Here is a 26,659-nt window from a genome sequence, read left to right as displayed (position 1 = left end):
GCTCCCACAGAGTCACGCGTCCCCCTGTGGGAGCCGGCTTGCCGGCGATGGGCTGCGAAGCAGCCCCCGACTTCCTTGAGTTAGACCGCCATCGGCGCCGTCATCGGCGCATGGTGCTCGTAGCCTTCCAGCCAGAAGTCGCTCGGCTCGATCTTCTCCAGCCACTCCGGCTCGTACTTGCCGGTCTCGGCGAACGCCGGCACGCGGTCGCTGATCACCAGCTTCGGTGCCGCCAGCGGTTCACGCTTCATCTGCTCGCCCAGCATATCCAGGTGGTTCTCGTACACATGGGCATCGCCGATGAAGTAAGTGAACCAGCGCGGGGTGTAGCCGGTCAGGCGGCCGAACAGCGACAGCAGCGCCGCGCCCTCGGTGAGGTTGAACGGCGTGCCCAGGCCCAGGTCATTGGAGCGGATGTAGAGGGTCAGGGAAATTTCCCGGGTCTCGACATTCGGGTGGAACTGGTACAGCAAGTGGCACGGTGGCAGGGCCATCTCGTCGAGCTGGGCGCAGTTCCAGCCGTGGAACAGGATGCGGCGGCTGCCCGGGTCGTTGGCGATGGTGTCCAGGCACTGGCGCACCTGGTCGATGGCCTTGTAGAGGATGACGAACGCCTGGCCGTCCTCCTCGTCCTGGGCGATACGGCGGAAGCCGGCCTTCTCGGCCATCTCGATAGCGGCCGGGTTGCTCAGCGGGATGCGCTTGTAGCCGGGCCACTGGCGCCATTGCACGCCGTAGATTTCGCCGAGGTCGTCATGCCCCTGGCGGAACGGGTTGGCCAGCCACTGGGCGTTTTCGTTGGCGTTCTGGTCCCAGACCTTGCAGCCCAGCTCGCGGAACTCGCCGGCGTTCTTCACGCCGCGCAAAAAGCCCACCATCTCGCCGATCGCCGACTTGAACGCCAGCTTGCGCGTGGTGATGGCCGGGAAGCCCTTCTGCAGGTCGAAACGCAGCATGGCGCCCGGCAGGCTGATGGTGCGGATACCGGTGCGGTTTTCCTGCAGCGTGCCGTTGTCGATGACGTCACGGACCAGATCTAGATACTGTTTCATGGCTTACCTGTAACAAGAACGGCAGGGGGAGCGCCCCTGCCGTGGTAATCAGACGGTGGCCTTGGCCGACGGTTTGCGGTTGTAGGCCCACCAGATCAGGAAGATGCCGCCGAGAATCATCGGCACGCAGAGCAACTGACCCATGGTCAACCAGCCGAAGGCGATGTAGCCGAGCTGGGCGTCGGGTACGCGCACGAACTCCACGATGAAGCGGAAGATGCCATAGAACAGCGCGAACATGCCGGAAACGGCCATGGTCGGGCGCGGCTTGCGCGAGTACAGCCAAAGGATGACGAATAATGCCACACCTTCGAGGGCGAACTGGTACAGCTGCGACGGGTGACGCGGCAATTGCGCCGGGTCGCTGAACGGCGGAAAGATCATTGCCCACGGCACGTCGGTGGCCTTGCCCCACAGTTCGGCATTGATGAAGTTGCCGATACGTCCGGCGCCAAGGCCGATCGGCACCAGCGGCGCGACGAAGTCCATCAGCTCGAAGAACGACTTGTTGTTGCGCTTGCCGAACCACAAGGCGGCGAGCATCACGCCGATGAAGCCACCGTGGAACGACATGCCGCCCTTCCATACCTCGAAGATCAGCGTCGGGTTGGCCAGGTACTGGTGCAGGTCGTAGAACAGCACGTAACCCAGGCGCCCGCCGACGATCACGCCCATCGACAGCCAGAACACCAGGTCGGAGAGTTTCTCGCGGCTCCAGGTGGGGTCGAAGCGGTTCAACCGGCGCGATGCCAGCAGCCAGGCGCCGCCGATGCCGATCAGGTACATCAGGCCGTACCAGTGGATTTTCAGTGGACCGAGGGCCACGGCCACCGGGTCGATCTGCGGGTAAGGCAGCATTGTCTTTCCTCTAGGTTCAGATAAGGAAGCTGAGTCCGACGCAGAACAGCAGCGCGGCGAACAGACGCTTGAGCACGCGCGGCGACAGTTTGTGCGCCAGACGCGCGCCGTAGCGGGCGAAGAACATGCTGGTGGCGGCGATGCCGACCAGCGCCGGAAGATAGACATAGCCCAGGCTGTGGGCCGGAAGGTGTTCCTCGTGCCAACCCAGCCACATGAAGCCCAGGGCACTGGCCAGGGCGATCGGCAGGCCGCAGGCCGACGAAGTCGCCACGGCCTGCTGCATGGGCAGGCTGCGCCAGGTGAGGAACGGTACGGTCAGTGATCCGCCGCCGATCCCGAAAATGGCCGAGGCCCAGCCGATCACACCGCCGGCGGCGGTCAATCCGGGCTTGCCGGGAATGCCGCGGCTGGCCTTGGGCTTGAGGTCCAGGGCCATCTGCGCGGCGATCACCAGGGCGAACACGCCGATGATCTTCTGCAGCATCGGGCCCTGTATCAGCGAGGCGGTCTTGGCCCCGACCAGCGCGCCGAGCAGGATGCCCACGGTCATCCAGGCGAAGATCGGCCATTGCACCGCGCCCTTGCGCTGGTGCTCGCGCACGGCATTGATCGAGGTGAAGACGATGGTTGCCAGCGAAGTACCGACCGCCAGGTGGGTCAGCACCGAAGGGTCGAAGCCCTGCAAGGTGAAGCTGAACACCAGCACCGGCACGATGATGATGCCGCCACCGACGCCGAACAGCCCGGCCAGCACGCCGGCGCAGGCGCCCAACAGCAGATAGAGAGCGAATTCCATTCGTGGCCCCAGTGGAAAACAATCCGGCATGGTAACGGAAGCCACGCCCGGCGCTCTAGTGAACTCTGTGTCAGATGATGGATAGCGGCCGGCGGCGCGGGTAGAGTGGCCGAAAACGCAGGGGACAACCTATGTGCCTGATCGTATTCGCCTGGCGGCCGGGGACAGCCCGGCCACTGATCGTCGCGGCCAACCGCGATGAGTTCTATGCGCGGCCGACCCAGGCCTTGGGGGCCTGGGAGGACGCGCCTGGCGTGCACGCCGGGCGTGACCTGGAAGCCGGTGGCACCTGGCTGGGTGTCGGGCCGAACGGGCGCTTTGCGGCGCTGACCAATATCCGTGATCCACGCCAGCCGTTGGGGCCGCGATCCCGCGGCGAACTGGTGGCGGCCTATCTGCAGGGCGAACTGGGGGTCGAAGCCTATCTGGACCGAGTGGCCAGCCGCAGTGGCCAGTATTCGGGGTTCAACCTGCTGGTCGGCGATGACAAGCGATTGGGCTACCTGCATGCCCGTGAGCCGGCACCACGCCTGCTTGAACCGGGGGTGTACGGGCTGTCGAATGCCGGACTGGATACGCCGTGGCCGAAGCTGCTGAAGGCTCGCAGCGGGCTTGAGGGATTGCTCGAGAACGCTGACCCACAGCAGCTACTGACGCTGCTGGGCGATGCGCAGCCCGCACCGGACGGCGAACTGCCCGAGACCGGCGTGGGGCTGGCCACCGAGCGGCTGCTGTCGAGCGTGTTCATCGCCAGTCAGAACTATGGGACGCGAGCGAGTACGGTGCTGATTGTCGATGACCAAGGCCGGCGGTGCATGATCGAGCGCAGTTTCGGACCGTTTGGTGGGCATCTGGGCGAGGTCAGCCTGAAGGTTTGATTGCAGCCTGTACCGGCCTCATCGCCGGCAAGCCGGCTCCCACAAGGATCACACCAAACCTGTGGGAGCCGGCTTGCCGGCGATGAGGCCGGTACAGGCAACTTCAAATTCAAAGGGTTTTATTGGCCCCAGGCCCGATCATCCGCGCCAGCCCCAGGTTCTTCAGCGCCAGCTGCAACGAGCTGTGGATAACCTGCGGGTTGTCATGGCTCATGGCGTCGGCCAGCAGCTCCCTGGCCTTGCTCAGGTTGATCTGGCGCAGCATCCACTTCACCTTCGGCAAGTTGGTGGCGTTCATCGACAGGCTGTCGAAGCCCATGGCCATCAGCAGGATCGCCGCCGCCGGGTCACCGGCCATCTCGCCGCAGATACTGACCGGCTTGCCTTCCTCGTGGGCCACGCTGACCACGGTCTGCAAGGCCTGCAACACCGCCGGGTGCAAGTAGTCGTAAAGATCGGCGACCCGTGGGTTGTTGCGGTCCACGGCCAGCAGGTACTGGGTGAGGTCGTTGGAGCCGACCGAAAGGAAATCGACCTGACGCGCCAGTTCGCGGGTCTGGTACACCGCGGCAGGGATCTCCACCATCACCCCCACTGGCGGCATCGGCACATCGGTGCCTTCGTCGCGCACTTCGCCCCAGGCACGGTGGATCAGGTGCTGGGCTTCTTCGAGCTCATGGATGCCGGAAATCATCGGCAGCAGGATGCGCAGGTTGTTCAGGCCCTCGCTGGCCTTGAGCATGGCGCGGGTCTGCACCAGGAAGATTTCCGGATGGTCGAGGGTAACGCGGATACCGCGCCAGCCGAGGAACGGGTTCTCTTCCTTGATCGGGAAATACGACAGCGACTTGTCGCCGCCGATGTCGAGGCTGCGCATGGTCACCGGCAGCGGATGGAACGCCTGCAGCTGCTCGCGGTAGATCGCCAGCTGTTCCTTTTCGCTGGGGAAGCGCTGGTTGATCATGAACGGCACTTCGGTGCGGTACAGGCCCACGCCTTCGGCGCCGCGCTGCTGGGCGCGGGCCACATCGGCGAGCAGGCCGGTGTTGACCCACAGCGGCATGCGGTGGCCGTCCGGGGTGATGCACGGCAGCTCGCGCAGGGCATCGAGCCCCTTGGCCAGCTGGCGCTCTTCCTCGACCACGTCGCTGTACTGCTTGCGCAGCACTTCGCCGGGGTTGGTGAAGACCTCGCCCTTGTAGCCGTCGACGATCATCTCGATGCCGTCGGCCTTCGAGTAAGGCAGGTCGACCACCCCCATGACCGTGGGGATACCCATGGCCCGGGCCAGGATCGCCACGTGGGAGTTACCCGAGCCGAGTACCGAGACCAGGCCCACCAGCTTGCCCTCCGGCACCTCGCCGAGCATGGCGGGGGTCAGTTCTTCACTGACCAGAATGGTGTTGTCCTGGTAGACCAGCGACTGCGAACGGGCCTCCTGCAGGTACGCCAGCAGGCGCCGACCCAGGTCCTTGACGTCCGATGCCCGCTCGCGCAGGTAGTCGTCATCCATCAGCTCGAAGCGATTGACGTGTTCGCCGACCACCTGGCGCAAGGCGCCCTGGGCCCATTGGCCAGTCTTGATGACTTCGACCACCTCGCCCCCGAGGGCGGCGTCCTCGAGCATCATCAGGTACACGTCGAACAGCGCACGCTCTTCGGGGCGCAACTGGGTGGCAAGCTTGGCCGACAGCTTGCGCATGTCCTCGCGCACGCCCTCGAGGGCGTTGTTGAACAGCTTGAGTTCGTTGTCGATGTCCTCGACGGTGCGGTCAGGCACAACCTCCAGGTCGGCGGGCGGCAGCATCACCACCGATCGACCGACTGCGGCGCCCGGCGAACCCGGCACCCCGACGAAGCGGGCTTCCTGGATGCCCTTGCCCTGACGGCCCAGGCCACGGATCGAACCCGTCGCCTCGGCGTGGGCGATAACCCCGGCGAGCTGCGCGCTCATGGTGACCAGGAAGGCCTCTTCGCCTTCGTCGAACTGGCGGCGTTCCTTCTGCTGGATGACCAGCACGCCGACCACGCGACGATGGTGGATGATCGGTGCACCGAGGAAGGAGGCGAATTTCTCTTCGCCGGTTTCGGCGAAGTAGCGGTAGCGGGGGTGGTCGGCGGCGTTCTCGAGGTTCAGTGGCTCCTCGCGGGTACCGACCAGGCCGACCAGGCCTTCATTGGGGGCCATGCTGACCTTGCCGATGGAGCGCTTGTTCAAGCCCTCGGTGGCCATCAGCACGAAGCGGTTGGTGTCCGGGTCGAGCAGGTAGACAGAGCAGACCTGGCTGCCCATCGCCTCCTTGACGCGCAAGACAATGATACCCAACGCCGTCTTGAGATCTTTGGCGGAGTTCACTTCCTGGACGATCTTGCGCAGCGTATTGAGCATGGCTCGGGGTCGGACTCCGTCGTCAGTCGCGCGTCAGCAGGCGCGGGGCTAGCTCTTTCAGGGCGCGGCGGTACACCTCGCGCTTGAATGTCACCACCTGGCCCAGCGGATACCAGTAGCTGACCCAGCGCCAGCCATCGAATTCCGGCTTGCCGGTCAGGTCCATGCGCACCCGTTGCTCATTGCTCACCAGGCGCAGCAGGAACCACTTCTGTTTCTGGCCTATGCACAGCGGCTGGCTGTGGGTGCGCACCAGGCGCTGGGGTAAACGATAACGCAACCAGCCACGGGTGCAGGCAAGTATTTCCACATCCTGGCGTTCCAGGCCTACTTCTTCGTTCAGCTCGCGGTACAGGGCATCTTCCGGCGTTTCATCAGGGTTGATGCCACCCTGGGGAAACTGCCAGGCATCCTGGTTGATCCGCCGAGCCCATAGCACCTGCCCGGCATCATTCGTGAGAATGATCCCGACATTGGGGCGAAAACCATCCGGGTCGATCACGGCAGCAACCTCGCAAACGCATGTCGCCGCATTGTTCCACAAAGCCTGAGCGCGCAGCAACGCGCCCGCCAAGCTTATCTGCGGCGAGGTGAAGACTGCGTATTGAGCGAGCGTCGCCACACCGGGCGTGGCACTGGTATACCGGGTTTGCGTGAAGGCAAGGTGACGCGACTGCGTCAGCCCCTCGCGGGGCCAGCCCGCTCCCGGAGTTTGCCAATGGGAGCGGGCTGACGAGGGTCATCAGACCGGTTTGGCGCCCATCAGGCCGGCGATGGACAGGAAGCACACACCGCTGAACACCGCCAGCGCCAGGGTGAACTTCAAGCCTACGACTTCGGCCTTGCGCAGCCGGTTCAGGCGCGCCACCAGCCACCACACGGCGAACGCGCCAAGGGTATAGATGACGCTGGAGGCCAGCACCCAGGTCTGCCCCAGCGGCCAGCCGACCAGGTGCACCAGCCACCAGCCAGTGAACGGCATGCTCAGCAGGCACAGTCCCATCAGCAGCCAGACGAACACCAGCGGCCGGCGCAACAACTTGCCGTAGGCCTCGGCGTCGCCCTTGCGCCGGGCATGCCAGGTCCAGACCGCCAGGCCCAGGGCGCCAAGCAGCAACAGGGCCGTGGCGAGGATGTGCAGGGTCTTGAGGGTGGTCAGGTGTTCCATGTGAAAATCATCCTTCAGCAGGCTTTTTCGCTATCGGCCTCATCGCGGGGCAAGCCCGCTCCCGCGAGGTGAAGCGTGTTCAGCCCAAGAATAGCCGGTAAGCCGGGTTCTCGGTCTCGTCCCAGTATGGATAGCCGATCTTGGCCAGGGCCGCCGGCACCAGGTGACGCTCCTCTTCAGGCACCTGCAGGCCCGCGACCACGCGCCCGTCGGCGGCGCCGTGGTTGCGGTAGTGGAACATCGAGATGTTCCAACGCCCGCCCAGCTTGTTGAGGAAGTTGAACAGGGCACCGGGCCGCTCCGGGAACTCGAAACGCAGCACCATCTCATCGCTGGCCCCGGCCGAGTGGCCACCCACCATGTGACGGATATGCAGCTTGGCCAGTTCATTGTCGGTCAGGTCGGTGACGGGGAAACCTTGCTCCGTCAGCTGCTGTACCAAGGCCGCACGCGGGTCGGTTTCCGGGTGAGTCTGCACGCCGACGAAGATGTGCGCCTCGTCCGAGGTGTGCTTGCGGTAGTTGAATTCGGTGATCTGGCGCTTGCCGATGGCCTCGCAAAAGGCCTTGAAGCTGCCTGGGCGCTCGGGAATGGTCACGGCGATTATCGCTTCGCGCTTCTCGCCCAGCTCGGCGCGCTCGGCCACATGCCGCAGGCGGTCGAAGTTGACGTTGGCGCCCGAGTCGATGGCCACCAGGGTCTGCCCGGCCACACCCTTGAGCTCGACGTACTTCTTGATCCCGGCAACGCCGAGGGCACCGGCAGGTTCGGTGATCGAGCGGGTATCGTCGTAGATATCCTTGATTGCGGCGCAGATCTCGTCGGTGCTGACGGTGATCACTTCATCCACATGATGACGACAGATATCGAAGGTGTGCTGGCCGATCTGCGCCACCGCCACACCGTCGGCGAACAGCCCGACCTGCGGCAGCACCACGCGCTCGCCGGCGGCCATGGCAGCTTGCAGGCAGTTGGAATCGTCCGGCTCGACGCCGATGACCTTGATTTCCGGGCGCAGGTATTTCACGTAGGCAGCGATACCGGCGATCAGACCGCCGCCGCCGACCGGCACGAAGATCGCGTCCAGCTGGCCCGGGTGCTGGCGCAGGATCTCCATGGCCACCGTGCCTTGCCCGGCAATGGTGTGTGGGTCGTCGTAAGGGTGGATGTAGACGAAACCTTTCTCCTCCACCAGCTTCAGCGAGTAGGCCAGCGCCTCGGGGAAGCTGTCGCCATGCAACAACACCTTGCCACCACGCGAGCGCACGCCTTCGATCTTGATCTCCGGGGTGGTCTTGGGCATGACGATGGTCGCCTTGATACCCAGCTCCCGCGCCGCCAGTGCCAGGCCCTGGGCATGGTTGCCGGCCGAGGCGGTGACCACGCCACGGGCCAGCTCCTCGGCGCTCAGTTGCGCCAGCTTGTTGTAGGCCCCGCGGATCTTGAACGAGAACACAGGCTGCAGGTCCTCGCGCTTGAGCAGCACCGTGTTGCCCAGGCGCTTGCTCAGTTGCCCGGCAGTGTGCAGCGGGGTTTCGACAGCAACGTCGTAGACGCGCGAGGTGAGGATCTTCTTGACGTACTGTTCGAGCATCGGAAAGCATCACTGGGCCGCGGGACAAGGGCTGGGAGTCTACCGCAGCGCCACGTCGGGCGACCACAGCAAAGCCGCCGGAGCCGTTATACTAGGCAACTTTCGATATCCGCCCTGCCCCTCCCGGAGCCCGCATGACCCAGGACCAACTCAAACAGGCCGTCGCCCAGGCCGCCGTCGACCTCATCCTGCCGAAGCTGGATGAAAAAAGCGTCATCGGCGTCGGCACAGGCTCGACCGCCAACTTCTTCATCGACGCCCTGGCCCAGCACAAGACCGCCTTCGACGGCGCCGTCGCCAGCTCCGAGGCCACCGCCCAGCGCCTGAAGGGCCATGGCATCCCGGTGTACGAGCTGAACAGCGTCAGCGAGCTGGAGTTCTACGTGGACGGCGCCGACGAGAGCGATGCCCACCTCAACCTGATCAAGGGCGGCGGCGCGGCCCTGACCCGCGAGAAGATCGTCGCGGCAGTGGCCAAGACCTTCATCTGCATCGCCGACACCAGCAAGCTGGTGCCGGTGCTGGGTGCCTTCCCGCTGCCGGTCGAGGTCATTCCGATGGCTCGCAGCCACGTGGCGCGCCAGCTGGTCAAACTGGGCGGCGACCCGGTCTACCGCGAAGGCGTGGTGACCGACAACGGCAATGTCATCCTCGACGTGCACAACCTGCAGATCACCAACCCGGTGGAACTGGAAAGCCAGATCAACGCGATCGTCGGCGTGGTCACCAATGGCCTGTTCGCGGCGCGCCCGGCGGATGTGCTGTTGTTGGGTACCGCTGAAGGCGTGAAGAGCCTGAAGGCCGAGTAATCGCCAGCGAGGGCCGCGCCCTCGAATCGCTGCAAGCCAGCTCCCACAGGGTCCGCGCTACCCTGTGGGAGCTGGCTTGCCAGCGAACACCGGCGAAGCCGGTGCCATCCTCAACCCATCAAGGCTGCTTGAACACATAGAACAGGTTCGGCTCACTGACCAGGTAGATGGTCCCGGCGTCGTCCATCGCAATCCCCTCGGCTTGTGGCACGGTCTGCTTCAACCCCTGGAACCCCTTGCGCAATGACAGGGTGCTCAGCGGCCGCCCCTTCACATCAAGCTCCAGCACCAGCCGTGATTCGTCGGACAGCGCCAGCAGGTGCCCGCTGCGTTCGTCGAACTGCAGGCTCGACAGATCCCTCACGAACAATCGCCGGTCACGCTTGCGATCCTGCACCACATGCACGGCGTAGGGTTTGTCGGGATTGTCATGGGGAAATCCATGCACCTCGTAGATCATCATCGGATCCCGTTCCTTGGCCACGAACAGGCGTTTGCCTGCCGAGTCGTAGGCCAGCCCCTCGAACCCCTTGTTGCCGTTCAGGCCGATACCCAGGGACAACTGCTCGGCGTCGGCGGCATCGAGAAACAGGGTGTCATCGTCCAGGCGCACACGAATCAGCCGCTGCTGGCGCTCATCGGTGATCACGTAGCTGTTGGGCCCGACGTACTCCACCGCCTCAGGGTCGCCGAAACCGGTCAGCGGAACACGGCGCAGGATACGGCCATCCAGCGACAACTCGATCAGCTCAGACCGGGCATTGGTGACGGTGAACAGGCTCTTGCGGTCGGGATCATAGGTCAACGCCGAGATGTCGTCGTCCAGGCCCTCGATAGGCCTGGCCTCGAGTACCACCTGGTAACGATCCAGGCCGATGCTCTGCTCGGCCGGCTGCCACCAGGTCTTGAGGTTGAACCAGCCCCGCTCGAACAAGCGGAACTCATGCCCGGCAGCCCCCAGCACTAGCAGGCAGACAAACACGAAGAAGGCGAAGATCAGGCGAACGTGGCGGCGCATGCGGGCGGACTCGGCAATAGGAGCGCGTAGCTAACCACTATCAACTGAAGCAAAGCTTAATGCCACCATCAGAAATGTCTGATCGGTCAGTTCTTTTTGAAGCGATAGAACAGATTCGGCTCGCTGACCATGTACAGGTTGCCCTGGTCGTCCATTGCCACTCCCTCGGCCCGGGGAATGGTGTCAGCCAGGCCATTGAAGCCGCCCAGCAGGGTCATGAAGCTGACCTGCTCACCTTTCTCGTCAAGCTCGAGCAGCATGTTGGAGTCTGCCGACAATGCCAGCAGATGCCCTGTACGCGGGTCGATACCCAGCGCGGACAAGTTGCGCAGATCCAGTTCGTCGCTGGCCAGCGGCTGCTTCTCGCCCTTGAGCGGGCTACGGCCATCAGTGCCCCACGTGAACATTTTGGGCGGCCGCTCGGCGCCGATGATCAGGCGCTGGCGCATCAGGTCCCAGGCAATGGCTTCGAAGCCCTTGTTGCCATCCTCCGTTTCACCCAGGTCATGGGACTGGTAGTCGGCACGATTCAGCGAGGTGGTGGCGGCATCCACCTTGACCAGCGTCAGGTCATGGTTGCGCTCGTCGACGATGGCGATCTGGCCATCCTCGAGCACCGCCACACCTTCCGGATTGGACCAACCCACCAGGGGGATCTTGCGCAGCACATCGCCATCAAGGGTGAGCTCGACCAGGAACGGGTGCTTGCCCATGACCGCGAACAACGACCGGGTGTGCGGGTTGAACGCGAGGTCCGACGCCTCGTCACGCTCCATGCCGGGCAACGGCTTGGCGTCGATGTCGACCACGTAGCTGGGCAGCCAGATGCTTTCCTGGCGTTCAGCCTGGCTTTCGAAACCTTCCTTTATCCACAGCAGGCCGCGGTCGTCCCAGTGCATGGCCGAGATGACGCCATAGCCGATAACCGCTGCTGCTGCCAGGCCGAACGGCCAGCGCCGGTAGAAAGGGCGCTTGGGGGACACGGAGGCGCGGGAGGGAGAGGGCATGCAAGGGTCCTGAGGGTAGGCGTAGGTTCGCGCATTATCCGCAAAGGGTGTGAAAAAACGGTAAACGTCTCTGCACTTTTTGCAGGAAAGGCGCGAACCTTCGGGTCAGAGCACCCGGCTCTCGAATCGGCTGGCGCCTGGAAGCTCCAGCACCAGCTCGTCACCAACCTCGAATGGCCCCACGCCCGCCGGGGTGCCGGTGAGGATCACATCACCCGCCTGCAACGAGAAGCACGCGGCCATATGCTGGATCATCGGCACGATGGGGTTGAGCATCATCGCGCTGTTGCCGTCCTGGCGCACTTCGCCGTTGATGGTCAGGCGTATACCGATGTCCTTCACGTCCTCGAAGACGCCTGCCGAGACAAAAGGCGGCAGCACGCAAGCACCATCGAAGCTTTTGCACAGCTCCCACGGCAGGCCCTTTTCCTTCAGCTTGCTCTGCAGGTCACGCAGGGTGAGGTCCAAAGCCGGGGCATAGCCGGAAATGGCGTCGAGCACCTCTTCCTCGGTCGGCTTGGTCGACAACGGCTTGCCCAGCAACACCGCGATTTCCGCCTCGTAGTGCACCGAGCCACGCTCGGTCGGAATCTTGAAACCACCTTCCAGGGGCACCACGCAACTGCCGGGCTTGATGAACAGCAGCGGCTCGCTGGGGATGGGGTTGTCCAGTTCCTTGGCATGCTCGGCGTAGTTGCGGCCGATGCACACCACCTTGCCCAGCGGGAAGTGGATGCGCGTGCCGTCTACGTACTGGTGCTGGTAACTCATGGCCGACTCCTGTGAACACTGCTTTTTATTCGGGAGCGAAGATCTTACCCGGATTCATGATGCCGTTCGGGTCGAACACCGCCTTGATCGCCTTCATGCAGGCGATTTCTCCCGGTGAGCGGCTGTAGCCCAGGTAATCGCGCTTGGTCATGCCCACGCCGTGCTCGGCGGAGATCGAGCCGTTGTAACGCTCGACGATCTCGAACACCCACTTGTTGACCTTGGCGCAGGAGGCGAAGAAGTCGTCCTTGCTCATGTGGTCGGGCTTGAGGATGTTCAGGTGCAGGTTGCCGTCGCCGATATGGCCGTACCAGACCACCTCGTAGTCGGGATAATGCTCGCCGACGATGGCGTCGATGTCGCGCAGGAACGCCGGCACCTTCGAGACGGTGACAGAGATGTCGTTCTTGTACGGCGTCCAGTGGGAGATGGTCTCGGACAGGTACTCGCGCAGCTTCCACAGGTTCTTCAGCTGGGTGTCGCTCTGGCTCATCACCCCGTCCAGCACCCAGCCCTGCTCGACGCAGTGCTCGAAGGTGGCGAGCGCCTCGTTGGCCACCTCCTCGGTGCTGGCTTCGAACTCCAGCAGGGCATAGAACGGGCAGTCGGTTTCGAATGGCGCGGGCACATCGCCCCGGGCGAGGATCTTGGCCAGGCCCTTGTCGGAAAAGAACTCGAAGGCGGTGAGGTCGAGCTTGCCCTGGAAAGCGTGCAGCACTGGCATGATCGCGTCGAAGTCAGGCGTGCCCAGCACCATCGCCGTGAGGTTGCGCGGCGCACGGTCCAGGCGCATGGTCGCCTCCACCACGAACCCCAGGGTGCCTTCGGCGCCGATGAACAGTTGGCGCAGGTCGTAGCCGGTGGCGTTCTTGATCAGGTCCTTGTTCAGCTCGAGCAGCTCGCCCTTGCCGGTGACCACCTTCAGCCCGGCCACCCAGTTGCGGGTCATGCCGTAGCGAATCACCTTGATCCCGCCGGCATTGGTACCGATATTGCCGCCGACCTGGCTGGACCCGGAGGAGGCGAAGTCCACCGGATAGTACAGCCCCTGATCCTCGGCGAACTGCTGAAGCTGACGGGTTACCACGCCCGGCTGGCACACGACGGTTCTATCGAACTCATTGAAGGCGAGGATCTGGTTCATGTAGTCGAAGGCGACCACCACCTCGCCATGGGCGGCCACGGCAGCGCCCGACAATCCTGTACGCCCGCCCGATGGCACCAAGGCGACCTTGTGCCGGTTGGCCCAGCGCACGATGGCCTGGACTTGGTCGATGGTCTTGGGGAAGACGATCGCGCTTGGCGCAGGCGGGTAGTGCTTGGTCCAGTCCTTGCCGTAGGCGTCGAGCGAGGCTGGGTCGGTGAGGACCTTGCCAGGGTCGACCAGGGTCATCAGTTCATCAATTACCACGGACTGGGTCATCGCTGGAACTCTCGACTTATTCATAGTCACCCTGAGCACGCTTCACCTGTCGGGATGGGCTCAGATTGTGTCGCGTATGCTAGCATAGCCCTCCCGCTGTTCGTGCTAAGGCCGACGCCGCGCCGCTTCACCCCCCTCGCCATTTTTCTCCGGGATACAGGTTTACGCAGATGAGCAAGACTTCTCTCGACAAGAGCAAGATCAGGTTCCTTCTTCTTGAAGGCGTCCACCAGAATGCGGTGGATATCCTCAAGGCTGCCGGGTACAGCAACATCGAGTACCTCACTGGCTCGCTGCCGGATGCAGAGCTGAAGGAAAAGATCGCCGATGCCCACTTCATCGGCATCCGCTCGCGCACCCAGCTGACCGAAGAGGTCTTCGACTGTGCGAAGAAACTGGTTGCGGTCGGCTGTTTCTGCATCGGCACCAACCAGGTCGACCTGAGCGCGGCCCGCAACCGCGGCATCGCGGTGTTCAACGCACCGTACTCCAACACCCGTTCGGTGGCCGAACTGGTGCTGGCCGAAGCCATCCTGTTGCTGCGCGGCATCCCCGAGAAGAACGCCTCCTGCCACCGCGGTGGCTGGATCAAGAGCGCGGCCAACTCCTTCGAGATCCGTGGCAAGAAACTGGGCATCGTCGGCTACGGCTCGATCGGTACCCAGCTGTCGGTGCTGGCCGAGGGCCTGGGCATGCAGGTCTACTTCTACGACCCGCTGACCAAGCTGCCGCTGGGCAACGCCACCCAGGTCACCAGCCTGAACGAGCTGCTGGGCCTGGCCGACATCGTCTCGCTGCACGTGCCCGAGCTGCCGTCCACCCAGTGGATGATCGGCGAGAAGGAAATCCGTGCGATGAAGAAGGGCGCGATCCTGATCAACGCCGCCCGTGGCACCGTGGTCGAGCTGGACCACCTGGCCGCCGCGATCAAGGACAAGCACCTGATCGGCGCCGCCATCGATGTGTTCCCGGTCGAGCCACGCTCCAACGACGAAGAGTTCGAAAGCCCGCTGCGTGGCCTGGACAACGTGATCCTGACCCCGCACATCGGTGGCTCCACCGCCGAAGCCCAGGCCAACATCGGCCTGGAAGTGGCCGAGAAGCTGGTCAAGTACAGCGACAACGGTACCTCGGTTTCGTCGGTCAACTTCCCGGAAGTGGCCTTGCCGGCGCACCCGGGCAAGCACCGCCTGCTGCACATCCACGAAAACATCCCGGGCGTGCTCAGCGAGATCAACAAAGTGTTCGCCGAGAACGGTATCAACATCTCCGGTCAGTTCCTGCAGACCGACGAGAAAGTGGGTTACGTGGTCATCGACGTCGATGCCGAGTACTCCGACCTGGCCCAGGAGAAACTGCAGCACGTGAAGGGCACTATTCGCTCGCGCGTACTGTTCTAAGTTTGCCGGCTGCATGAAGAAGGGAGGCCCTGGTGGCCTCCCTTTTTCGTTGCGCGCGTCTACAGAGCAAGCGTCATTTGACGTTGACGGTGATCTTCTGCGATTCGACGCTCGGTTTGAACGGCACGTGGTACATGTCGCCCAGCACCAGTTGCAGGGTGTGCTTGCCCGGGGTGAGGGTGATGGTCGCCTCGGTTTGCGCCTTGCCGAAGTGCAGCACTTGCGGGCCGGCCGGCAGCGGTGCGTTGTTCTCAGGCATCAGGCTGGTGGGCAGCGGCTGGTCGGCCAGAGGAGCCTTGTCCACATCCACCAGCAGGTGGTGATGCCCGGTGTGCGGGGTTTGGTCACCCGCTGGCTTGAGGCCCATGCCCTCGATACCGAACTTGACGGTGAAGGTCTTGTCGACCGTGGCCCCGTCGGCGGGGGAAACGATGAAGACCTTGGCGCCCTCCGGTGGCTGCTGGCTCTTCAGCGCATCCGCGGCACTGGCGAACACCGACGCCCCCATCAGCAGACCGGCGACGGCAGCACGCGAAAATAGGCTTTTCATTCACTTCTCCTGTGATTCACTTCAATTGACCGCTATCACTTAAACGAAGCACAGCGGTACTTCACCATAGTCCAACCAGCCAGGCAGAGGTTCAAAAACAGGGGCAGAAATATTTCAGACCGGCGTAAACATTAACGCGGCTACACGGTCATAGGCTGCGTTCGACCGTGGCAGAAAAGAAAGCCTCGGCGAATGACATTCACCTGCCGAACAAGAAAGGGGCACTCATGCGTTTGACCATTGGCATTCTGTTGGCGGTATTGTTCAGCCCACTGGCCCAAGCCGAACTGATCGACGAAATCAACGACCGTGGCGAACTGCGCATTGCCGTGCTGAGCGATTCACCACCTTATGCGTTCAAGGAAGACGAACACCTGACCGGTTTCGAGATCGAGTTGGGCCAGGCCCTGGCCAAGGAGCTGGATGTGCGGGCCGAGTTCGTCGAGACCGCGGCCGAGGAGGTGCTGCCCGGGGTGGAGAGCGGCAAGTTCGACATGGCCTTCAACAAGCAAGACGTCGAACCGAGCGACCAACTCGACACCATTCGGACCCTGGCCAGCCAGAAACTGGTGATTCCGTACCTGAAGGACAATCCAGCCTTCGAGACGGCTGTGAACAATGCCCTGCAACGGATCAAGGACGATGGCCGCCTGGCTGACCTGGAAAGCAAATGGCTCAAGGGCACCAAGCAGGCGAGCGCCGGACAGTAACACCGCATCGCGGGGCAAGCCTGCTCCCACGCAATGCCGTCATGATCAGCATCGCGTGGGAGCGGGCTTGTCCCGCGATCAGATCTGGCTCAACGCTCGCTGCGCGTCTTCCAGCTCCAGCTCGCTGAACACGAGCACCCCTTCGCGCCGCAACAAGGCCGTGGTCACGCCCTCACCCGCCACCTTCACACCGCTGAAACTGCCGTCGTAGGTCTGCAGATTGCCACACGAGGGGCTGCCCGACTTGAGCACCGCCACACGGATGCCATGCCGGCGCACCAGTTCCAGCGCCAGACGGGCCCCGGCGAGAAAGGCGTCGCTGACATCGTCGCCGGTCACCGTCAGCACCTGTGCCTGCCCATCCAGCACCGCCCCGCCCTGCCCACCGGGTATCTCCGCAGGCGGTCGTGGTGTCGGCAAGCCACCGGCAACCTCCGGGCACAGTGGCACCACCCTGCCTTCGGCCTGCCAACGCTGCAATACATCGGGATGGCCACTGGCACGGCCGTCGTAGCGCACCGGCTGGCCCAGCAGGCAGGCACTGACCAGTACCTTCGGCAGCTCAGAACGGCTCATTGCCACGGCGCCGGAACCAACCGGTCAACGACAGGCGTTCACGCCCTGCCGGCAGTACCTCGTGCGGGACCTCACCCGACAGGAACACCACCAGGCTGCCAGCCAATGGCGCCACGTCGTGCTCGACATCGCCCTTCAGGAACATGCGCAATTGTCCACCGTCCTGCGGCTGCCAGCCCTCGTTGAGGTACAGCACGGCCGACACCATGCGCCGGTCATCGTCGCGGAAGCGGTCGAGATGGCGCTTGTAGAAGGCGCCCGGAGGGTACAGGGCAAAGTGGCACTCGAAGTCCTCGAGCCCCAGGAACAATCCCTGGTTGATGGCTTGACGGAGGCTGTCCATCGCCCCCAGGTAGCGGTCACAGACCTCCGATTCACCGGGGTCGATCCACTGGATCTGGTCGCCACGGATCGCCTCGCGGATCTCCTGCGCGGCGCCACGCCCTATGCCGGCGGGGTTCAGCTCACCCTCGGCGTAGCGACGACGGCATTCGGCCGCCAGCGCGCGCGACAGTTCGTCGGGCAGGAAAAGAGATTGCTGCGACCAGCCACGGGTGGCCAGGTCATCGACAATGGTCGACAGCAGCGGATGTTCGGAAGGAATGTGCATGGCGCATCATAGCCATTCGGCCATCGCTCGCACAGCGCCACTTGGTCAGGAAGCGCCGCTGGCGACTCGACAAAGCCCCGCCACGCCAAGGACAATAGCGGCCTGCCGACAGGAGTCCTGAATGCGCCGTCTGTTTTCCCTGCTTCTGCTGATGATCTGCACCATGCCTGTCTGGGCAGACACCCTCGATCAGCTGTACAAGGTCGCTGGCTGGCCCGACCAGCGCGCCCATTTCAACGATGCCGTGAGCGCCGCCCAGCAGCGCTACCGCAACAGCTTGCCGCCTGCGGTTTACCAGGCGCTGGTCAACAACAGCAACCAACGGTTCCAGGCCCAGGCCATGGACCAACGGGCCCAGGCGCAACTGCGCGCCAACCTGCCCAACCCCTCGCCGGCCCTGGCTTTCTTCCAGTCGCCGCTGGGGCGCAAGGTCGTGGCCGCCGAACTGCTTGCCACACGCAAGGACCAGCTGGCCAAACACGCCAAGGGCCTGCCGAAGATCCAGGCCAGCGACAACCGCGTGCTGATCGTCGGCCACCTGGCCCAGGCCCTGCCCGCCCGCGAGGCCGGCGCCGAGGTCAGCCTGGCGATCGCCGGCGTGGCGGCCGACAGCCTGAGCTCGATGCTGCCCGGCCTGTTCGGCGGCGGCCAGGCCCAGAACCTGCTCGATGGCCAGCGCCAGCGTTTGATGAACCAGGTGGGCGAGGACCTGAACAACACGTTGTTGTACGTCTATCGCGACCTGTCGGACGCCGAGCTCGAGCAGTTCGCCACCTTCGCCGAATCGACGGACGGCCAGGCCTACTACAAGGCCGCGGTGGCCGCGATTCGCGCCGCCCTGGCCGTGGGCCAGAACGCCGCCAACCTGAAGTAAGTCAGCCCAGGCGCTGGCCGATGAACTCGAAGTAGCGCTGGCGGATGCCGGGCAGCTCGTTGGCCAGGTGATGCCGCGCCTCGGGCAGCATGAGGATCTGCGGCTCGGCGAACTTGGCCTTGAGCACCTTGAGGTTGTACGGCCAATCCACCGTGCCGTCCGCTTCGCCCTGCACGATCAGTGGCCGCCGCGTACTCCGGGGCGCGGCTTCGATGCGCCGGACCCACTCCATCAGCGCACCGACCCAGGCGGTCGGCAGACGCCGTGGTTGTAGCGGGTCGGCTTCTAGAAAAGGCAGGAAAGCCGGGTCGTTGGTGTTCTCGCTGAAGCGCCGCTCGATGCCGTTGACGAAGTGGCGCAGTACCCGGTAGCTCAGCTTCGACCACCCCCAGGCCCGCGGGCGCACCAGGGGGGCCAACAGGATTGTCTCACCGTCGACAGGGCTGCTTTCGCCCTGGTGCAACAGATGGTCGACCACGATCGCCCCACCGGTGCTTTGGCCGCAGAGATGCCAGGGTCTTGGCAGGTCGAGCAGCCGGGCCTGTTCGAACAGCGCCTCGAGCACCTGCTGGTAGATGCCGAAATCATCGATGCTGGCCCGCTCGCCACTGGACAGGCCATGCCCTGGCAGGTCGCAGCCGATCACGGCGTAGCCGCGCCCCAGGGCCCATTCGATCACGTGGCGGTACAGGCCCATGTGATCGTAGTAGCCATGCAGCAGGAACAACGTCGCCTGTGGCCGCTCGGGCAGCCAGACCTGGCCGACCAGGTCGAAGCACGCCACCTGGAAGCCGCCCAGCCAACTGTGCGCGGACAGGCCCAGTCCGTAGAAGCCCTGGTAGGCCTGGCCCTGGGTGGACAGCAGGTGGCGATCGGCAAGGGGCGACAGGCTGGCGCGCAGCAGGTCGGGGTGGAAACTGGCGGGCATCGGTACATCCAGAGTGAAGCAAGTATTGATCTGCGATATTCAGCTCTGGGCCGCGTCATGGCAAGCTTGCTGCCTTTCTCAACGACACACGCGACCTCGTGGGAGCGGGCTTGCCCCGCGATAGCGATGCTGGCTTCACCGCAACCATCGCGGGACAAGCCCGCTCCTGCCGATACCGCGACCGGGCCCCTATGGCGAAGCGACTTCTGATATTCCTTGCACTGCTGCTCTGCGCTGCCACCGCCTGGTGGGCCTACGACAGCTTCCAGTCCCGCTACCTGCGTCCGTTCGACAACCAGGCCACCCTCTTCGACGGCAGCCAACTGCGCCTTCCAGCCGAGCTGGCCGGCCCGGGCCCGATCCGCGTGGTGCATTTCTGGGACCCGGCCTGCCCGTGCAATGTCGGCAACCAGCAACACCTGGGCGAGCTGGTCGAGCACTTCGCACCGCTCGGGGTCAGCTTCCATGTCGTGCAAAAGCCTGGCAGCCACGGCCAACTGCCGGCCAACCTGGGAACACTGAAGCCCCTGGCCAGCCTGCCCGGCAGCGAGCACCTGCCCGCCAGCCCCGCCGTGGCGATCTGGGACCACGACGGCAACCTCGCCTACTTCGGCCCCTACAGCGAAGGCGCGGTATGCAACTCGAGCAACAGTTTCATCGAGCCGATCCTCAAGGCGCTGGAGGAAGGGCGTCGGGTGCAGGCCTCCAACACCTTGGCGGTCGGCTGCTATTGCCCCTGGAGCAGTGGGCCAGGCCAATAACCCACTACCGCAGCCTCACCCCAGAGGCTCCCTAGGGTAGCGACATACAGAACAAGGAGACTGTATGTCACGCGAAGGCTACACCGAGCTTACCCCTACCAACGTCAGAGACCGCTACGAAGAACAGTTCCGTTCAACCCCACCGATTTTCTGGGGACATCAACGGGTCCATCCGCTGCAACTGGTATCGACGTTCCGCCCTGGCCACCTGGTAATTGACCTGGTCCGCCAGATCGAATCGGACAAGCAACAGGTTCACACCGACCACGCGCGCCTGCAGGCTACCCAGGACGAACAACTTGACCAGGCTATCGCGACCAGCGCCGGCCCACTGACAAGCCTCAGCGAAACCGCGCGTCTGGAGCGCCAGATCGTTGCCGTCGGGCAGCTCACCGCGACCTACCAGACTCAGTTGCAACAGGCTCGCCAGCAAGCCAACAGCTTCTTTGGCACAGACCCGGAGCATCGCCCACTCAAAGATTTTCTTGCTGTCGTCCGCCAGCCGAACGCCCCTCACGCGCCTCGTCAAGCCTGGCTGACAGCATACCGCGCGGCCTTCGAGGCCAAGCGCCTGGAGCGCCAGCTCAATGAACTTCGCCGTCGTCAGGCTCGCCTGCAATGGGCGCTGACCGATAGCAGGTACAAGGCGGCGCAACGCGATCGTGTGGTTCAGTTGGTCCATCGGCTGGAAACGAATCTCGCCCGCTTCTCCGTCAGCAAGCTCGAGCATGCGCTCGCGCGCGCCTCGCTCGAGGGCGCATTGAACACATTCCAGCGCCACCAGCATGACGACATCGCAGCGCAGGCCGCAGCCGAGCATGCTCGCGAGCTGGAACGGGAAACCTCCGAGCTGATCCGCGCACAGAATTCACTCCATAAACATTCTGCGGCCGCTCGAAAGGACAACCTTTCACTCGAGTTCGACGCCAGTCAGCTCCAAACCGTGATTACCGAGCAGAACCGCAAGCCACACGCCCAGCGCAATCCGGAGCTGCAGCAATTGCGCGACAGGGTCGAGCGCGAGCGCACCGGCTATGGCATCGATGCGCAATGGGGACGGGCTGCCGACAACCCTCTGCACTTGAGGGCCCATGACGCCATCCACGCCGCATTCGATGAGCAGACACACCTCTCCATGCTCAGCGGACAGACGCCGAGCAACACCGCCGTCACCTTCCACGCCTGGGTCGCCAGCACTCGCCACGCAGTGGTTCTGGCGAGCTCAAGCGGTGCCATCGCGTACTTCGAGGCGTTCTGGGAACGGCTGGGAAAGGCGCTGCAGTCAGCCGCAACACGCTTGCTGGCGCACGCCGCGACCGGCGCCGTTCGGTATGCGTCCCTGATGCTCTACTCGGCCCGCCTCGGCAATGGAGAGCGCATGGGCGTCAGTGTGCCGTTGGCCTACATGACTCCCGGCGCGGACCTGACCGCTGAAGCCAACCGCAGGGCCGGGCAGACGCTTGAGCTGGCGCTGCGGATGAACGCCGTTCCAGTGGGTGAACAGACCGAGGTATACCTGGCCAGCACCGATGGCAGCAGCCTTCTGCGCGATGTCCGCGTACGCCAAGCCACTTGGGACTCTGCCCTGGGTAGTTACAGCTTCACCGCCGATGGCCCAGGCGGTGCGACGCTGCTCTGGCATCCGGCCACGCCACCGAGCAGCCTGGGCACCCGAGACCCGGTGACCGGCAGCACCACTCCCGCACTGCCGATCGTCGAAGACCTGCAAAAGCACTACCCGGGCACGATCAGTTCGAAGCGCCAGCCGGACATCAACGTCTTCCCCGCACTGCCGGACCCACATATAGACGACTACGTCATTGTCTTCCCCGCCGACTCGGGGCTGTCACCGATCTACGTGATGTTCCGCGACCCCCGGCAGATTGCGGGGGTGACCAGCGGTAACGGACAGCTGACGCCGGATCGCTTCCTTGAAGCCGCAGTCACACCAGAGGGCGCGCCGATTCCTTCGAGAATTGCGGATAAGTTGAGCAGACGCAGGTTCAGTAGCTTCGATAGGCTGCGCGAGGCGTTTTGGAAGGAAGTGGCAGCCGATCCCCTACTCAACAAACACTTCACCAGGAACAACTTGATACGAATGACGGACGGCGGCGCGCCACTGGCACACGGGACAGAGTGGGTCGGAAAGCGAAAAAGCTTCGAGATTCACCATATTGAAGAAGTCAAAAATGGCGGCGCAGTTTATAACCTCGACAACTTGGCAGTCATGACACCTCGACAACATATTGACCACCACAGTGAAAAAGGCAAAGGCAATGACCAATAACAAGAGCATCACTGAATACACGGAAAGTGAATTCTTGGAGTTTCTGCAAGATTTTTTTGTCAATCGCACGGATCTCAAAGGTGCCAGATTCATTGAGTATCAGGATCAGCTGATGCAAAGATTCGAGACGATCATTGAAAATCCACAGGGATCTGATCTCATTTGTTACCCAGGTGAAGGCGCAGAGGATAGCCCTCAAGGCGTCCTCGACCGCGTCAAACAGTGGCGCGCAGCCAACGGCAAACCCGGCTTCAAGCCCGCCTGACCAAAAGCCCTGCGACCAACCCCGCAGGGCCTTGCACTTCAGCCACGCACCCGCGCCGGATTACCCACCACCACCGCTCCCGCCGGCACATCCCGGGTCACCACGCTGCCGGCGCCGACCACGGCGTTATCACCGATGGTCACCCCCGGCAGGATGATCGCCCCGCCGCCGATCCAGACGTTGTCGCCAATGATCACCGGGCGCCCGCTTTCCAAGCCACTGCGGCGCAGCGCCGGGTCCAGCGGGTGGTCGGCGGTGTAGATCTGCACCGCCGGGGCGATCTGGCAGTCGGCGCCGATGCGCACCGGCAGCACGTCGAGGATCACGCAGTTGAAGTTCATGAAGGTGTTGGCGCCCACGCTGATGTTGTAGCCGTAGTCGCAGTGGAACGGCGGACGGATCACCACGCCTTCGCCCACGCTGGCGAAATGCGTCTTCAACAAATCAAGGCGCGCCTCGTTGGGTTGCTCGACGCTGCCGTTGTAGCGGTGCATCCACTGCCGGTTGGCCGCCTGCTCGGCTTGCAGCTCGGGGCAGCCGGCATGGTAGAGCTGGCCTGCCAGCATTTTCTGTTTTTCGCTGAGGGACATGGAAACTCCTTTCAGGGGGCTATGCTCAGTTCGCGAATCCGCCGATGATCGGACCACATTCTTTCGCTCGAGTGCACAAGGAGTCTCGATGAAGCGCAGCCTGACCTTGCTGGCGGTGGTGATCGCCGTGGCCGCCGCGGGCGGCGGTTACTGGTACGTGCAGGGCAAGCAGCCCCAGCGTGATGGCGACGCGGCCATCAACGGCTTGCAGGCGCCGGTCAGCGTGCGCTTCGATGCCCGTGGCGTGCCGCACCTGCAGGCGCAGAACGAGCAGGACCTGTACCGCGCCCTCGGCTACGTGCAAGCACAGGACCGTCTGTTCCAGATGGAGATCATGCGCCGCCTGGCGCGCGGCGAGCTGGCCGAGGTGCTGGGCGAGAAGTTGCTGCCCACCGATACCCTGTTCCGCAGCCTGCGCATTCGCGACCAGGCAGCCTTGATGGTGCAGCGCCAGGACCGCCAGTCACCGGCCTGGCAGGCGCTGCAGGCGTACCTGGACGGCATCAACCAGTGGCAGGCCAGCCACCCCAAGCCGATGGAGTTCGACCTGCTCGGCATCACGCCGCGCCCCTTCACCGCCGAGGACACCCTGAGCATTGCCGGCTACCTCGCCTACAGCTTCGCCGCCGCGTTCCGCACCGACCCGGCACTGACCTACATTCGCGATCAGCTCGGCCCCGAGTACCTGAAGATCTTCGATCTCGACTGGCAGCCCGACGGCGCCGTGGCCACGCCGCTGGCCGCCGCCGACTGGCGCAGCCTGGAGCAGTTGGCGCGGCTCAGCCACGAGGCCCTGGGCGATGCCGGCATTCCGCAGTTCGAGGGCAGCAACGCCTGGGCCGTGGCCGGCAGCCATACCCGCAGCGGCCGGCCACTGCTGGCGGGTGACCCGCACATCAGCTTCGCGGTGCCAGCGATCTGGTACGAAGCCGAGTTGTCGGCGCCAGGCTTCAACTTGTATGGCTACTTCCAGGCGCTCAACCCGTTCGCCCTGCTCGGCCACAACCGCGACTTCGGTTGGAGCCTGACCATGTTCCAGAACGACGACGTCGACCTGATCGCGGAGCGGACCAATCCGCAGAACCCCGAGCAGGTGATGGTCGATGGCCGCTGGCAGTCGCTGGAAAAGACCGAGCAGAAAATCGCGGTCAAGGATGCGCAGCCGGCCAACATCACCTTGCGCCGCTCGCCGCACGGTCCGATCGTCAACAGCGTGCTCGGCGACACAGCCGGCCCGACGCCCATCGCCATGTGGTGGGCCTTCCTGGAAGCCGAGAACCCGATACTCGAGGGCTTCTACCAGATCAACCGCGCCGACACCCTGGACAAGATGCGCGAGGCGGCAAGCAAGATCCAGGCGCCAGGATTGAACCTGGTATGGGCCAATGCCCGTGGCGACATCGGCTGGTGGGCGGCGGCGCGCCTGCCGATCCGCCCGGATGGCGTCAACCCGGCGTTCATCCTCGACGGCGGCAGCGGCCAGGCCGCCAAGCCGGGGTTCTACCCGTTCAGTGCCAATCCACAGCAGGAGAACCCGGCCAGCGGCTACATCGTCTCGGCCAATTACCAACCACCGGGCGCACTGCCCGTGCCCGGCTACTACAACCTGGCCGACCGAGGACGCCAGCTCGATCGCCTGTTACGCGACCCGGACATCAAGTGGGACACCCAGAACAGCCAGGCCTTGCAGCTGGACACCAGCACCGACTATGGCCCGCGTACCCTGGCACCGCTGCTCGGCACCTTGCGCAACGTCGCCCAGGGCGACGAAGAAAAGGAACTGGTCGAGCAACTGGCGGCCTGGCGCGGCGACTACCCGCTGGACTCCACCAGCGCCACGCTGTTCAACCAGTTCCTTTACGAGCTGGCGTTCGCCGCCCTGCACGACGAACTGGGCGACACCTGGTTCCCGGTGCTGATCAGTACCCGTGCCATCGACGCCGCGCTGCCTCGCCTGGCTGGCGACCCTCAATCGCCGTGGTGGAACCTGCGCGGAAGCAACGAACACACCGATCGCAACGCCATCGTCCGCTTGGCCTGGCAGCGCAGCCTCAAGCACCTGCGCGAGACCTTCGGCAAGGATCCGGCCAGCTGGCAGTGGGGCAAGGCCCATACCCTCACCCACAACCATCCGCTGGGCGTGAAGAAGCCGCTGAACCTGTTGTTCAATGTCGGGCCCTACGCCGCGCCGGGGACCCACGAGGTGCCGAACAACCTGTCGGCGAAGATCGGCCCGGCGCCCTGGCCGGTCACCTACGGGCCATCCACCCGCCGCCTGATCGACTTCGCCGACGCCGGCGCCGCGCTGACCATCAACCCGGTCGGGCAGAGTGGCGTGCCGTTCGACCGGCACTATGGCGACCAGGCCGAGGACTACATCGAGGGGCGCTATCACAAGGCGCGGATGGGGGTGATTCCGGCGCAAAGCACGCTGCGGCTGGTGCCCAGATAGAAACCGGGGCCGCACAGCGGCCCTCTCGCAATCCATGAGGTCACGCAATGCAGAAACACTTCATCGAGATCGACGGAGCACGCATGAGCTATGTCGACCAGGGCCAGGGCTTCCCAGTACTGCTGGGCCACAGCTACCTGTGGTCGTCCGCCATGTGGCAACCGCAGATCGACGCCCTGTCACGGCACTTCCGGGTCATCGTGCCTGAGCTGTGGGGCCACGGCGATTCCGCAGCCCCGCCCGCCACTACCGTCGACATGGCCGCCCTGGCTCGCCAGCACCTGGCGTTGCTCGATGCCCTGGATATCCAGAAGTGCCACCTGGTCGGGCTGTCGGTTGGCGGCATGTGGGGCGCGCAGCTGGCCATCGACCACCCTGAACGAGTCGACCGCCTGGTGCTGATGGACACCTACCTGGGCGCCGAGCCCGAGGCGACGCGGCTGAAGTATTTCGGTTTGCTGGATGCGGCAAGCAAAGCGGGAGCCTTCATCGATCCGTTGCTGGACGTCGTGGTGCCGATCTTCTTCCATGCCGGTGGACAGACGGTGCCCGAGGTGCGCGAGTGCTTCCGTGCGGACCTCAAGGCAAGCAGCGCCGAAACCATCCGCGAAAGCCTCGACCCGATGGGCCGGGTGATCTTCGGCCGGCCAGACCTGCTGGCGCGACTCGGTGAACTGCCGGGAGAGCGGACCATCGTGCTCTTTGGCGACCAGGACATCCCAAGGCCTCCGGCGGAGTCCGCCGAGATGGCGCAGTTGATTGGATGCTTGGCGGCACAGATTCCATTCGCCGGGCATATCTCCAGCCTGGAGAATCCGCAGGTGGTGAATGATTTCCTGTTGAACTGGTTACCGCGCAATTGCTGAGACCGGAGGGGGCCGCTGTGCGGC

General features: G+C 64.1%; 26 protein-coding genes. 10 read left to right on the top strand and 16 right to left on the bottom strand.

Annotated elements, in window-relative coordinates; genetic code table 11:
- Positions 1-80: 80 nt before the first annotated feature.
- The 3 genes from AAHK21_RS15025 to AAHK21_RS15015 are packed head-to-tail and all read right to left on the bottom strand — an operon-like array spanning position 81 to position 2,709.
- Positions 81-1,052 carry a thymidylate synthase gene (locus AAHK21_RS15025; protein WP_046853772.1) on the bottom strand — a complete coding sequence of 324 codons (972 nt, stop codon included), beginning with the start codon at positions 1,050-1,052 and terminating at the stop codon, positions 81-83.
- Between the two features lie 48 nt (positions 1,053-1,100).
- On the bottom strand, positions 1,101-1,910 hold the full coding sequence (lgt, locus tag AAHK21_RS15020; RefSeq protein WP_023630701.1) for a prolipoprotein diacylglyceryl transferase: 810 nt from the start codon (positions 1,908-1,910) through the stop codon (positions 1,101-1,103).
- A gap of 16 nt (positions 1,911-1,926) precedes the next feature.
- Positions 1,927-2,709: a sulfite exporter TauE/SafE family protein gene (locus AAHK21_RS15015; protein ID WP_028688501.1), complete on the bottom strand. Its 783-nt coding sequence runs from the start codon at positions 2,707-2,709 to the stop codon at positions 1,927-1,929.
- A gap of 131 nt (positions 2,710-2,840) precedes the next feature.
- Here AAHK21_RS15015 and AAHK21_RS15010 point away from each other — a divergent pair, with 131 nt between their 5' ends.
- Entirely contained in the window at positions 2,841-3,587 is a 747-nt protein-coding gene (locus AAHK21_RS15010; protein WP_367857651.1) for an NRDE family protein, read from the top strand.
- Between the two features lie 109 nt (positions 3,588-3,696).
- On the opposite strand, the gene ptsP is transcribed toward AAHK21_RS15010, so the two are convergent.
- The 4 genes from ptsP to ilvA form a co-directional block, all read right to left on the bottom strand.
- Positions 3,697-5,976 (bottom strand): phosphoenolpyruvate--protein phosphotransferase, encoded by a 2,280-nt coding sequence (gene ptsP, locus AAHK21_RS15005; RefSeq protein ID WP_217867945.1) that lies wholly within the window; start codon positions 5,974-5,976, stop codon positions 3,697-3,699.
- Positions 5,977-5,998: 22 nt separating this feature from the next.
- Positions 5,999-6,478 carry an RNA pyrophosphohydrolase gene (locus AAHK21_RS15000; protein WP_028688498.1) on the bottom strand — a complete coding sequence of 160 codons (480 nt, stop codon included), beginning with the start codon at positions 6,476-6,478 and terminating at the stop codon, positions 5,999-6,001.
- A gap of 240 nt (positions 6,479-6,718) precedes the next feature.
- Positions 6,719-7,144, bottom strand: coding sequence for a DUF2269 family protein (locus AAHK21_RS14995; RefSeq protein WP_367857650.1), 426 nt, complete (start codon positions 7,142-7,144; stop codon positions 6,719-6,721).
- Positions 7,145-7,223: 79 nt separating this feature from the next.
- On the bottom strand, positions 7,224-8,738 hold the full coding sequence (gene ilvA / locus AAHK21_RS14990) for a threonine ammonia-lyase, biosynthetic (RefSeq protein WP_038706999.1): 1,515 nt from the start codon (positions 8,736-8,738) through the stop codon (positions 7,224-7,226).
- A 134-nt stretch (positions 8,739-8,872) separates the two neighbouring features.
- Here ilvA and rpiA point away from each other — a divergent pair, with 134 nt between their 5' ends.
- Entirely contained in the window at positions 8,873-9,547 is a 675-nt protein-coding gene (rpiA, locus tag AAHK21_RS14985; RefSeq protein ID WP_367857649.1) for a ribose-5-phosphate isomerase RpiA, read from the top strand.
- Between the two features lie 118 nt (positions 9,548-9,665).
- Here the strand turns inward: rpiA and AAHK21_RS14980 are convergent, their stop codons facing one another.
- The 4 genes from AAHK21_RS14980 to AAHK21_RS14965 form a co-directional block, all read right to left on the bottom strand.
- Complete coding sequence (locus AAHK21_RS14980) at positions 9,666-10,565, bottom strand: SdiA-regulated domain-containing protein (protein ID WP_367857648.1); 900 nt, start codon at positions 10,563-10,565, stop codon at positions 9,666-9,668.
- Between the two features lie 86 nt (positions 10,566-10,651).
- Positions 10,652-11,572, bottom strand: coding sequence for an SdiA-regulated domain-containing protein (locus AAHK21_RS14975; RefSeq protein ID WP_367857647.1), 921 nt, complete (start codon positions 11,570-11,572; stop codon positions 10,652-10,654).
- Between the two features lie 105 nt (positions 11,573-11,677).
- Entirely contained in the window at positions 11,678-12,343 is a 666-nt protein-coding gene (locus tag AAHK21_RS14970; RefSeq protein ID WP_367857646.1) for a fumarylacetoacetate hydrolase family protein, read from the bottom strand.
- A 25-nt stretch (positions 12,344-12,368) separates the two neighbouring features.
- On the bottom strand, positions 12,369-13,766 hold the full coding sequence (locus tag AAHK21_RS14965; protein WP_367857645.1) for an FAD-binding oxidoreductase: 1,398 nt from the start codon (positions 13,764-13,766) through the stop codon (positions 12,369-12,371).
- 170 nt (positions 13,767-13,936) lie between these two features.
- Between AAHK21_RS14965 and serA the strand changes: the two genes are divergently transcribed.
- Complete coding sequence (gene serA, locus AAHK21_RS14960) at positions 13,937-15,166, top strand: phosphoglycerate dehydrogenase (protein ID WP_023629826.1); 1,230 nt, start codon at positions 13,937-13,939, stop codon at positions 15,164-15,166.
- A 73-nt stretch (positions 15,167-15,239) separates the two neighbouring features.
- On the opposite strand, the gene AAHK21_RS14955 is transcribed toward serA, so the two are convergent.
- Complete coding sequence (locus tag AAHK21_RS14955) at positions 15,240-15,716, bottom strand: DUF4399 domain-containing protein (RefSeq protein WP_367857644.1); 477 nt, start codon at positions 15,714-15,716, stop codon at positions 15,240-15,242.
- A gap of 227 nt (positions 15,717-15,943) precedes the next feature.
- Here AAHK21_RS14955 and AAHK21_RS14950 point away from each other — a divergent pair, with 227 nt between their 5' ends.
- Positions 15,944-16,426: a transporter substrate-binding domain-containing protein gene (locus AAHK21_RS14950; protein ID WP_102684736.1), complete on the top strand. Its 483-nt coding sequence runs from the start codon at positions 15,944-15,946 to the stop codon at positions 16,424-16,426.
- A gap of 78 nt (positions 16,427-16,504) precedes the next feature.
- Here AAHK21_RS14950 and AAHK21_RS14945 read toward each other — a convergent pair whose 3' ends face one another.
- Together AAHK21_RS14945 and AAHK21_RS14940 are read right to left on the bottom strand one after the other, a co-directional pair.
- Positions 16,505-17,002 (bottom strand): DUF523 domain-containing protein, encoded by a 498-nt coding sequence (locus AAHK21_RS14945; protein WP_367857643.1) that lies wholly within the window; start codon positions 17,000-17,002, stop codon positions 16,505-16,507.
- On the bottom strand, positions 16,989-17,612 hold the full coding sequence (locus tag AAHK21_RS14940; RefSeq protein WP_046853760.1) for a 2OG-Fe(II) oxygenase: 624 nt from the start codon (positions 17,610-17,612) through the stop codon (positions 16,989-16,991). Before AAHK21_RS14940 ends, AAHK21_RS14945 begins: the two co-directional genes overlap by 14 nt.
- Before the next feature lie 121 nt (positions 17,613-17,733).
- Here AAHK21_RS14940 and AAHK21_RS14935 point away from each other — a divergent pair, with 121 nt between their 5' ends.
- Entirely contained in the window at positions 17,734-18,486 is a 753-nt protein-coding gene (locus AAHK21_RS14935) for a DUF2059 domain-containing protein (RefSeq protein WP_038707001.1), read from the top strand.
- 1 nt (position 18,487) lies between these two features.
- On the opposite strand, the gene AAHK21_RS14930 is transcribed toward AAHK21_RS14935, so the two are convergent.
- Entirely contained in the window at positions 18,488-19,414 is a 927-nt protein-coding gene (locus AAHK21_RS14930; protein WP_367857642.1) for an alpha/beta hydrolase, read from the bottom strand.
- A gap of 191 nt (positions 19,415-19,605) precedes the next feature.
- On the opposite strand from AAHK21_RS14930, the gene AAHK21_RS14925 reads away from it, so the two are divergent.
- The 3 genes from AAHK21_RS14925 to AAHK21_RS14915 all read left to right on the top strand — a co-directional run bounded on the left by AAHK21_RS14925 (position 19,606) and on the right by AAHK21_RS14915 (position 22,727).
- Entirely contained in the window at positions 19,606-20,175 is a 570-nt protein-coding gene (locus AAHK21_RS14925; RefSeq protein WP_367857641.1) for a DUF6436 domain-containing protein, read from the top strand.
- Positions 20,176-20,239: 64 nt separating this feature from the next.
- Complete coding sequence (locus AAHK21_RS14920) at positions 20,240-22,462, top strand: S-type pyocin domain-containing protein (RefSeq protein ID WP_367857640.1); 2,223 nt, start codon at positions 20,240-20,242, stop codon at positions 22,460-22,462.
- Complete coding sequence (locus AAHK21_RS14915; protein WP_367857639.1) at positions 22,452-22,727, top strand: bacteriocin immunity protein; 276 nt, start codon at positions 22,452-22,454, stop codon at positions 22,725-22,727. The genes AAHK21_RS14920 and AAHK21_RS14915 overlap by 11 nt, the downstream gene beginning before the upstream one ends.
- Positions 22,728-22,765: 38 nt before the next feature.
- Here AAHK21_RS14915 and AAHK21_RS14910 read toward each other — a convergent pair whose 3' ends face one another.
- Complete coding sequence (locus AAHK21_RS14910; protein ID WP_367857638.1) at positions 22,766-23,317, bottom strand: sugar O-acetyltransferase; 552 nt, start codon at positions 23,315-23,317, stop codon at positions 22,766-22,768.
- A gap of 88 nt (positions 23,318-23,405) precedes the next feature.
- Between AAHK21_RS14910 and AAHK21_RS14905 the strand changes: the two genes are divergently transcribed.
- Positions 23,406-25,769 carry a penicillin acylase family protein gene (locus tag AAHK21_RS14905; protein WP_367857637.1) on the top strand — a complete coding sequence of 788 codons (2,364 nt, stop codon included), beginning with the start codon at positions 23,406-23,408 and terminating at the stop codon, positions 25,767-25,769.
- 47 nt (positions 25,770-25,816) lie between these two features.
- On the top strand, positions 25,817-26,635 hold the full coding sequence (locus tag AAHK21_RS14900; RefSeq protein ID WP_367857636.1) for an alpha/beta fold hydrolase: 819 nt from the start codon (positions 25,817-25,819) through the stop codon (positions 26,633-26,635).
- Positions 26,636-26,659: the final 24 nt, after the last annotated feature.

The sequence above is a fragment of the Pseudomonas sp. TE50-2 genome, from assembly GCF_040813665.1.
Lineage (GTDB): Bacteria > Pseudomonadota > Gammaproteobacteria > Pseudomonadales > Pseudomonadaceae > Aquipseudomonas > Aquipseudomonas soli.
This window is presented reverse-complemented; position numbering and strand designations above follow the sequence as displayed.

Bases quoted from the DNA above. Each gene is read 5' to 3' on its own strand.
- AAHK21_RS15025 (WP_046853772.1), bottom strand. From the start codon at position 1,052: ATGAAACAGTATCTAGATCTGGTCCGTGACGTCATCGACAACGGCACG.
- lgt (WP_023630701.1), bottom strand. From the start codon at position 1,910: ATGCTGCCTTACCCGCAGATCGACCCGGTGGCCGTGGCCCTCGGTCCA.
- AAHK21_RS15015 (WP_028688501.1), bottom strand. From the start codon at position 2,709: ATGGAATTCGCTCTCTATCTGCTGTTGGGCGCCTGCGCCGGCGTGCTG.
- AAHK21_RS15010 (WP_367857651.1), top strand. From the start codon at position 2,841: ATGTGCCTGATCGTATTCGCCTGGCGGCCGGGGACAGCCCGGCCACTG.
- ptsP (WP_217867945.1), bottom strand. From the start codon at position 5,976: ATGCTCAATACGCTGCGCAAGATCGTCCAGGAAGTGAACTCCGCCAAA.
- AAHK21_RS14995 (WP_367857650.1), bottom strand. From the start codon at position 7,144: ATGGAACACCTGACCACCCTCAAGACCCTGCACATCCTCGCCACGGCC.
- ilvA (WP_038706999.1), bottom strand. From the start codon at position 8,738: ATGCTCGAACAGTACGTCAAGAAGATCCTCACCTCGCGCGTCTACGAC.
- rpiA (WP_367857649.1), top strand. From the start codon at position 8,873: ATGACCCAGGACCAACTCAAACAGGCCGTCGCCCAGGCCGCCGTCGAC.
- AAHK21_RS14980 (WP_367857648.1), bottom strand. From the start codon at position 10,565: ATGCGCCGCCACGTTCGCCTGATCTTCGCCTTCTTCGTGTTTGTCTGC.
- AAHK21_RS14975 (WP_367857647.1), bottom strand. From the start codon at position 11,572: ATGCCCTCTCCCTCCCGCGCCTCCGTGTCCCCCAAGCGCCCTTTCTAC.
- AAHK21_RS14970 (WP_367857646.1), bottom strand. From the start codon at position 12,343: ATGAGTTACCAGCACCAGTACGTAGACGGCACGCGCATCCACTTCCCG.
- AAHK21_RS14965 (WP_367857645.1), bottom strand. From the start codon at position 13,766: ATGACCCAGTCCGTGGTAATTGATGAACTGATGACCCTGGTCGACCCT.
- serA (WP_023629826.1), top strand. From the start codon at position 13,937: ATGAGCAAGACTTCTCTCGACAAGAGCAAGATCAGGTTCCTTCTTCTT.
- AAHK21_RS14955 (WP_367857644.1), bottom strand. From the start codon at position 15,716: ATGAAAAGCCTATTTTCGCGTGCTGCCGTCGCCGGTCTGCTGATGGGG.
- AAHK21_RS14950 (WP_102684736.1), top strand. From the start codon at position 15,944: ATGCGTTTGACCATTGGCATTCTGTTGGCGGTATTGTTCAGCCCACTG.
- AAHK21_RS14945 (WP_367857643.1), bottom strand. From the start codon at position 17,002: ATGAGCCGTTCTGAGCTGCCGAAGGTACTGGTCAGTGCCTGCCTGCTG.
- AAHK21_RS14940 (WP_046853760.1), bottom strand. From the start codon at position 17,612: ATGCACATTCCTTCCGAACATCCGCTGCTGTCGACCATTGTCGATGAC.
- AAHK21_RS14935 (WP_038707001.1), top strand. From the start codon at position 17,734: ATGCGCCGTCTGTTTTCCCTGCTTCTGCTGATGATCTGCACCATGCCT.
- AAHK21_RS14930 (WP_367857642.1), bottom strand. From the start codon at position 19,414: ATGCCCGCCAGTTTCCACCCCGACCTGCTGCGCGCCAGCCTGTCGCCC.
- AAHK21_RS14925 (WP_367857641.1), top strand. From the start codon at position 19,606: ATGGCGAAGCGACTTCTGATATTCCTTGCACTGCTGCTCTGCGCTGCC.
- AAHK21_RS14920 (WP_367857640.1), top strand. From the start codon at position 20,240: ATGTCACGCGAAGGCTACACCGAGCTTACCCCTACCAACGTCAGAGAC.
- AAHK21_RS14915 (WP_367857639.1), top strand. From the start codon at position 22,452: ATGACCAATAACAAGAGCATCACTGAATACACGGAAAGTGAATTCTTG.
- AAHK21_RS14910 (WP_367857638.1), bottom strand. From the start codon at position 23,317: ATGTCCCTCAGCGAAAAACAGAAAATGCTGGCAGGCCAGCTCTACCAT.
- AAHK21_RS14905 (WP_367857637.1), top strand. From the start codon at position 23,406: ATGAAGCGCAGCCTGACCTTGCTGGCGGTGGTGATCGCCGTGGCCGCC.
- AAHK21_RS14900 (WP_367857636.1), top strand. From the start codon at position 25,817: ATGCAGAAACACTTCATCGAGATCGACGGAGCACGCATGAGCTATGTC.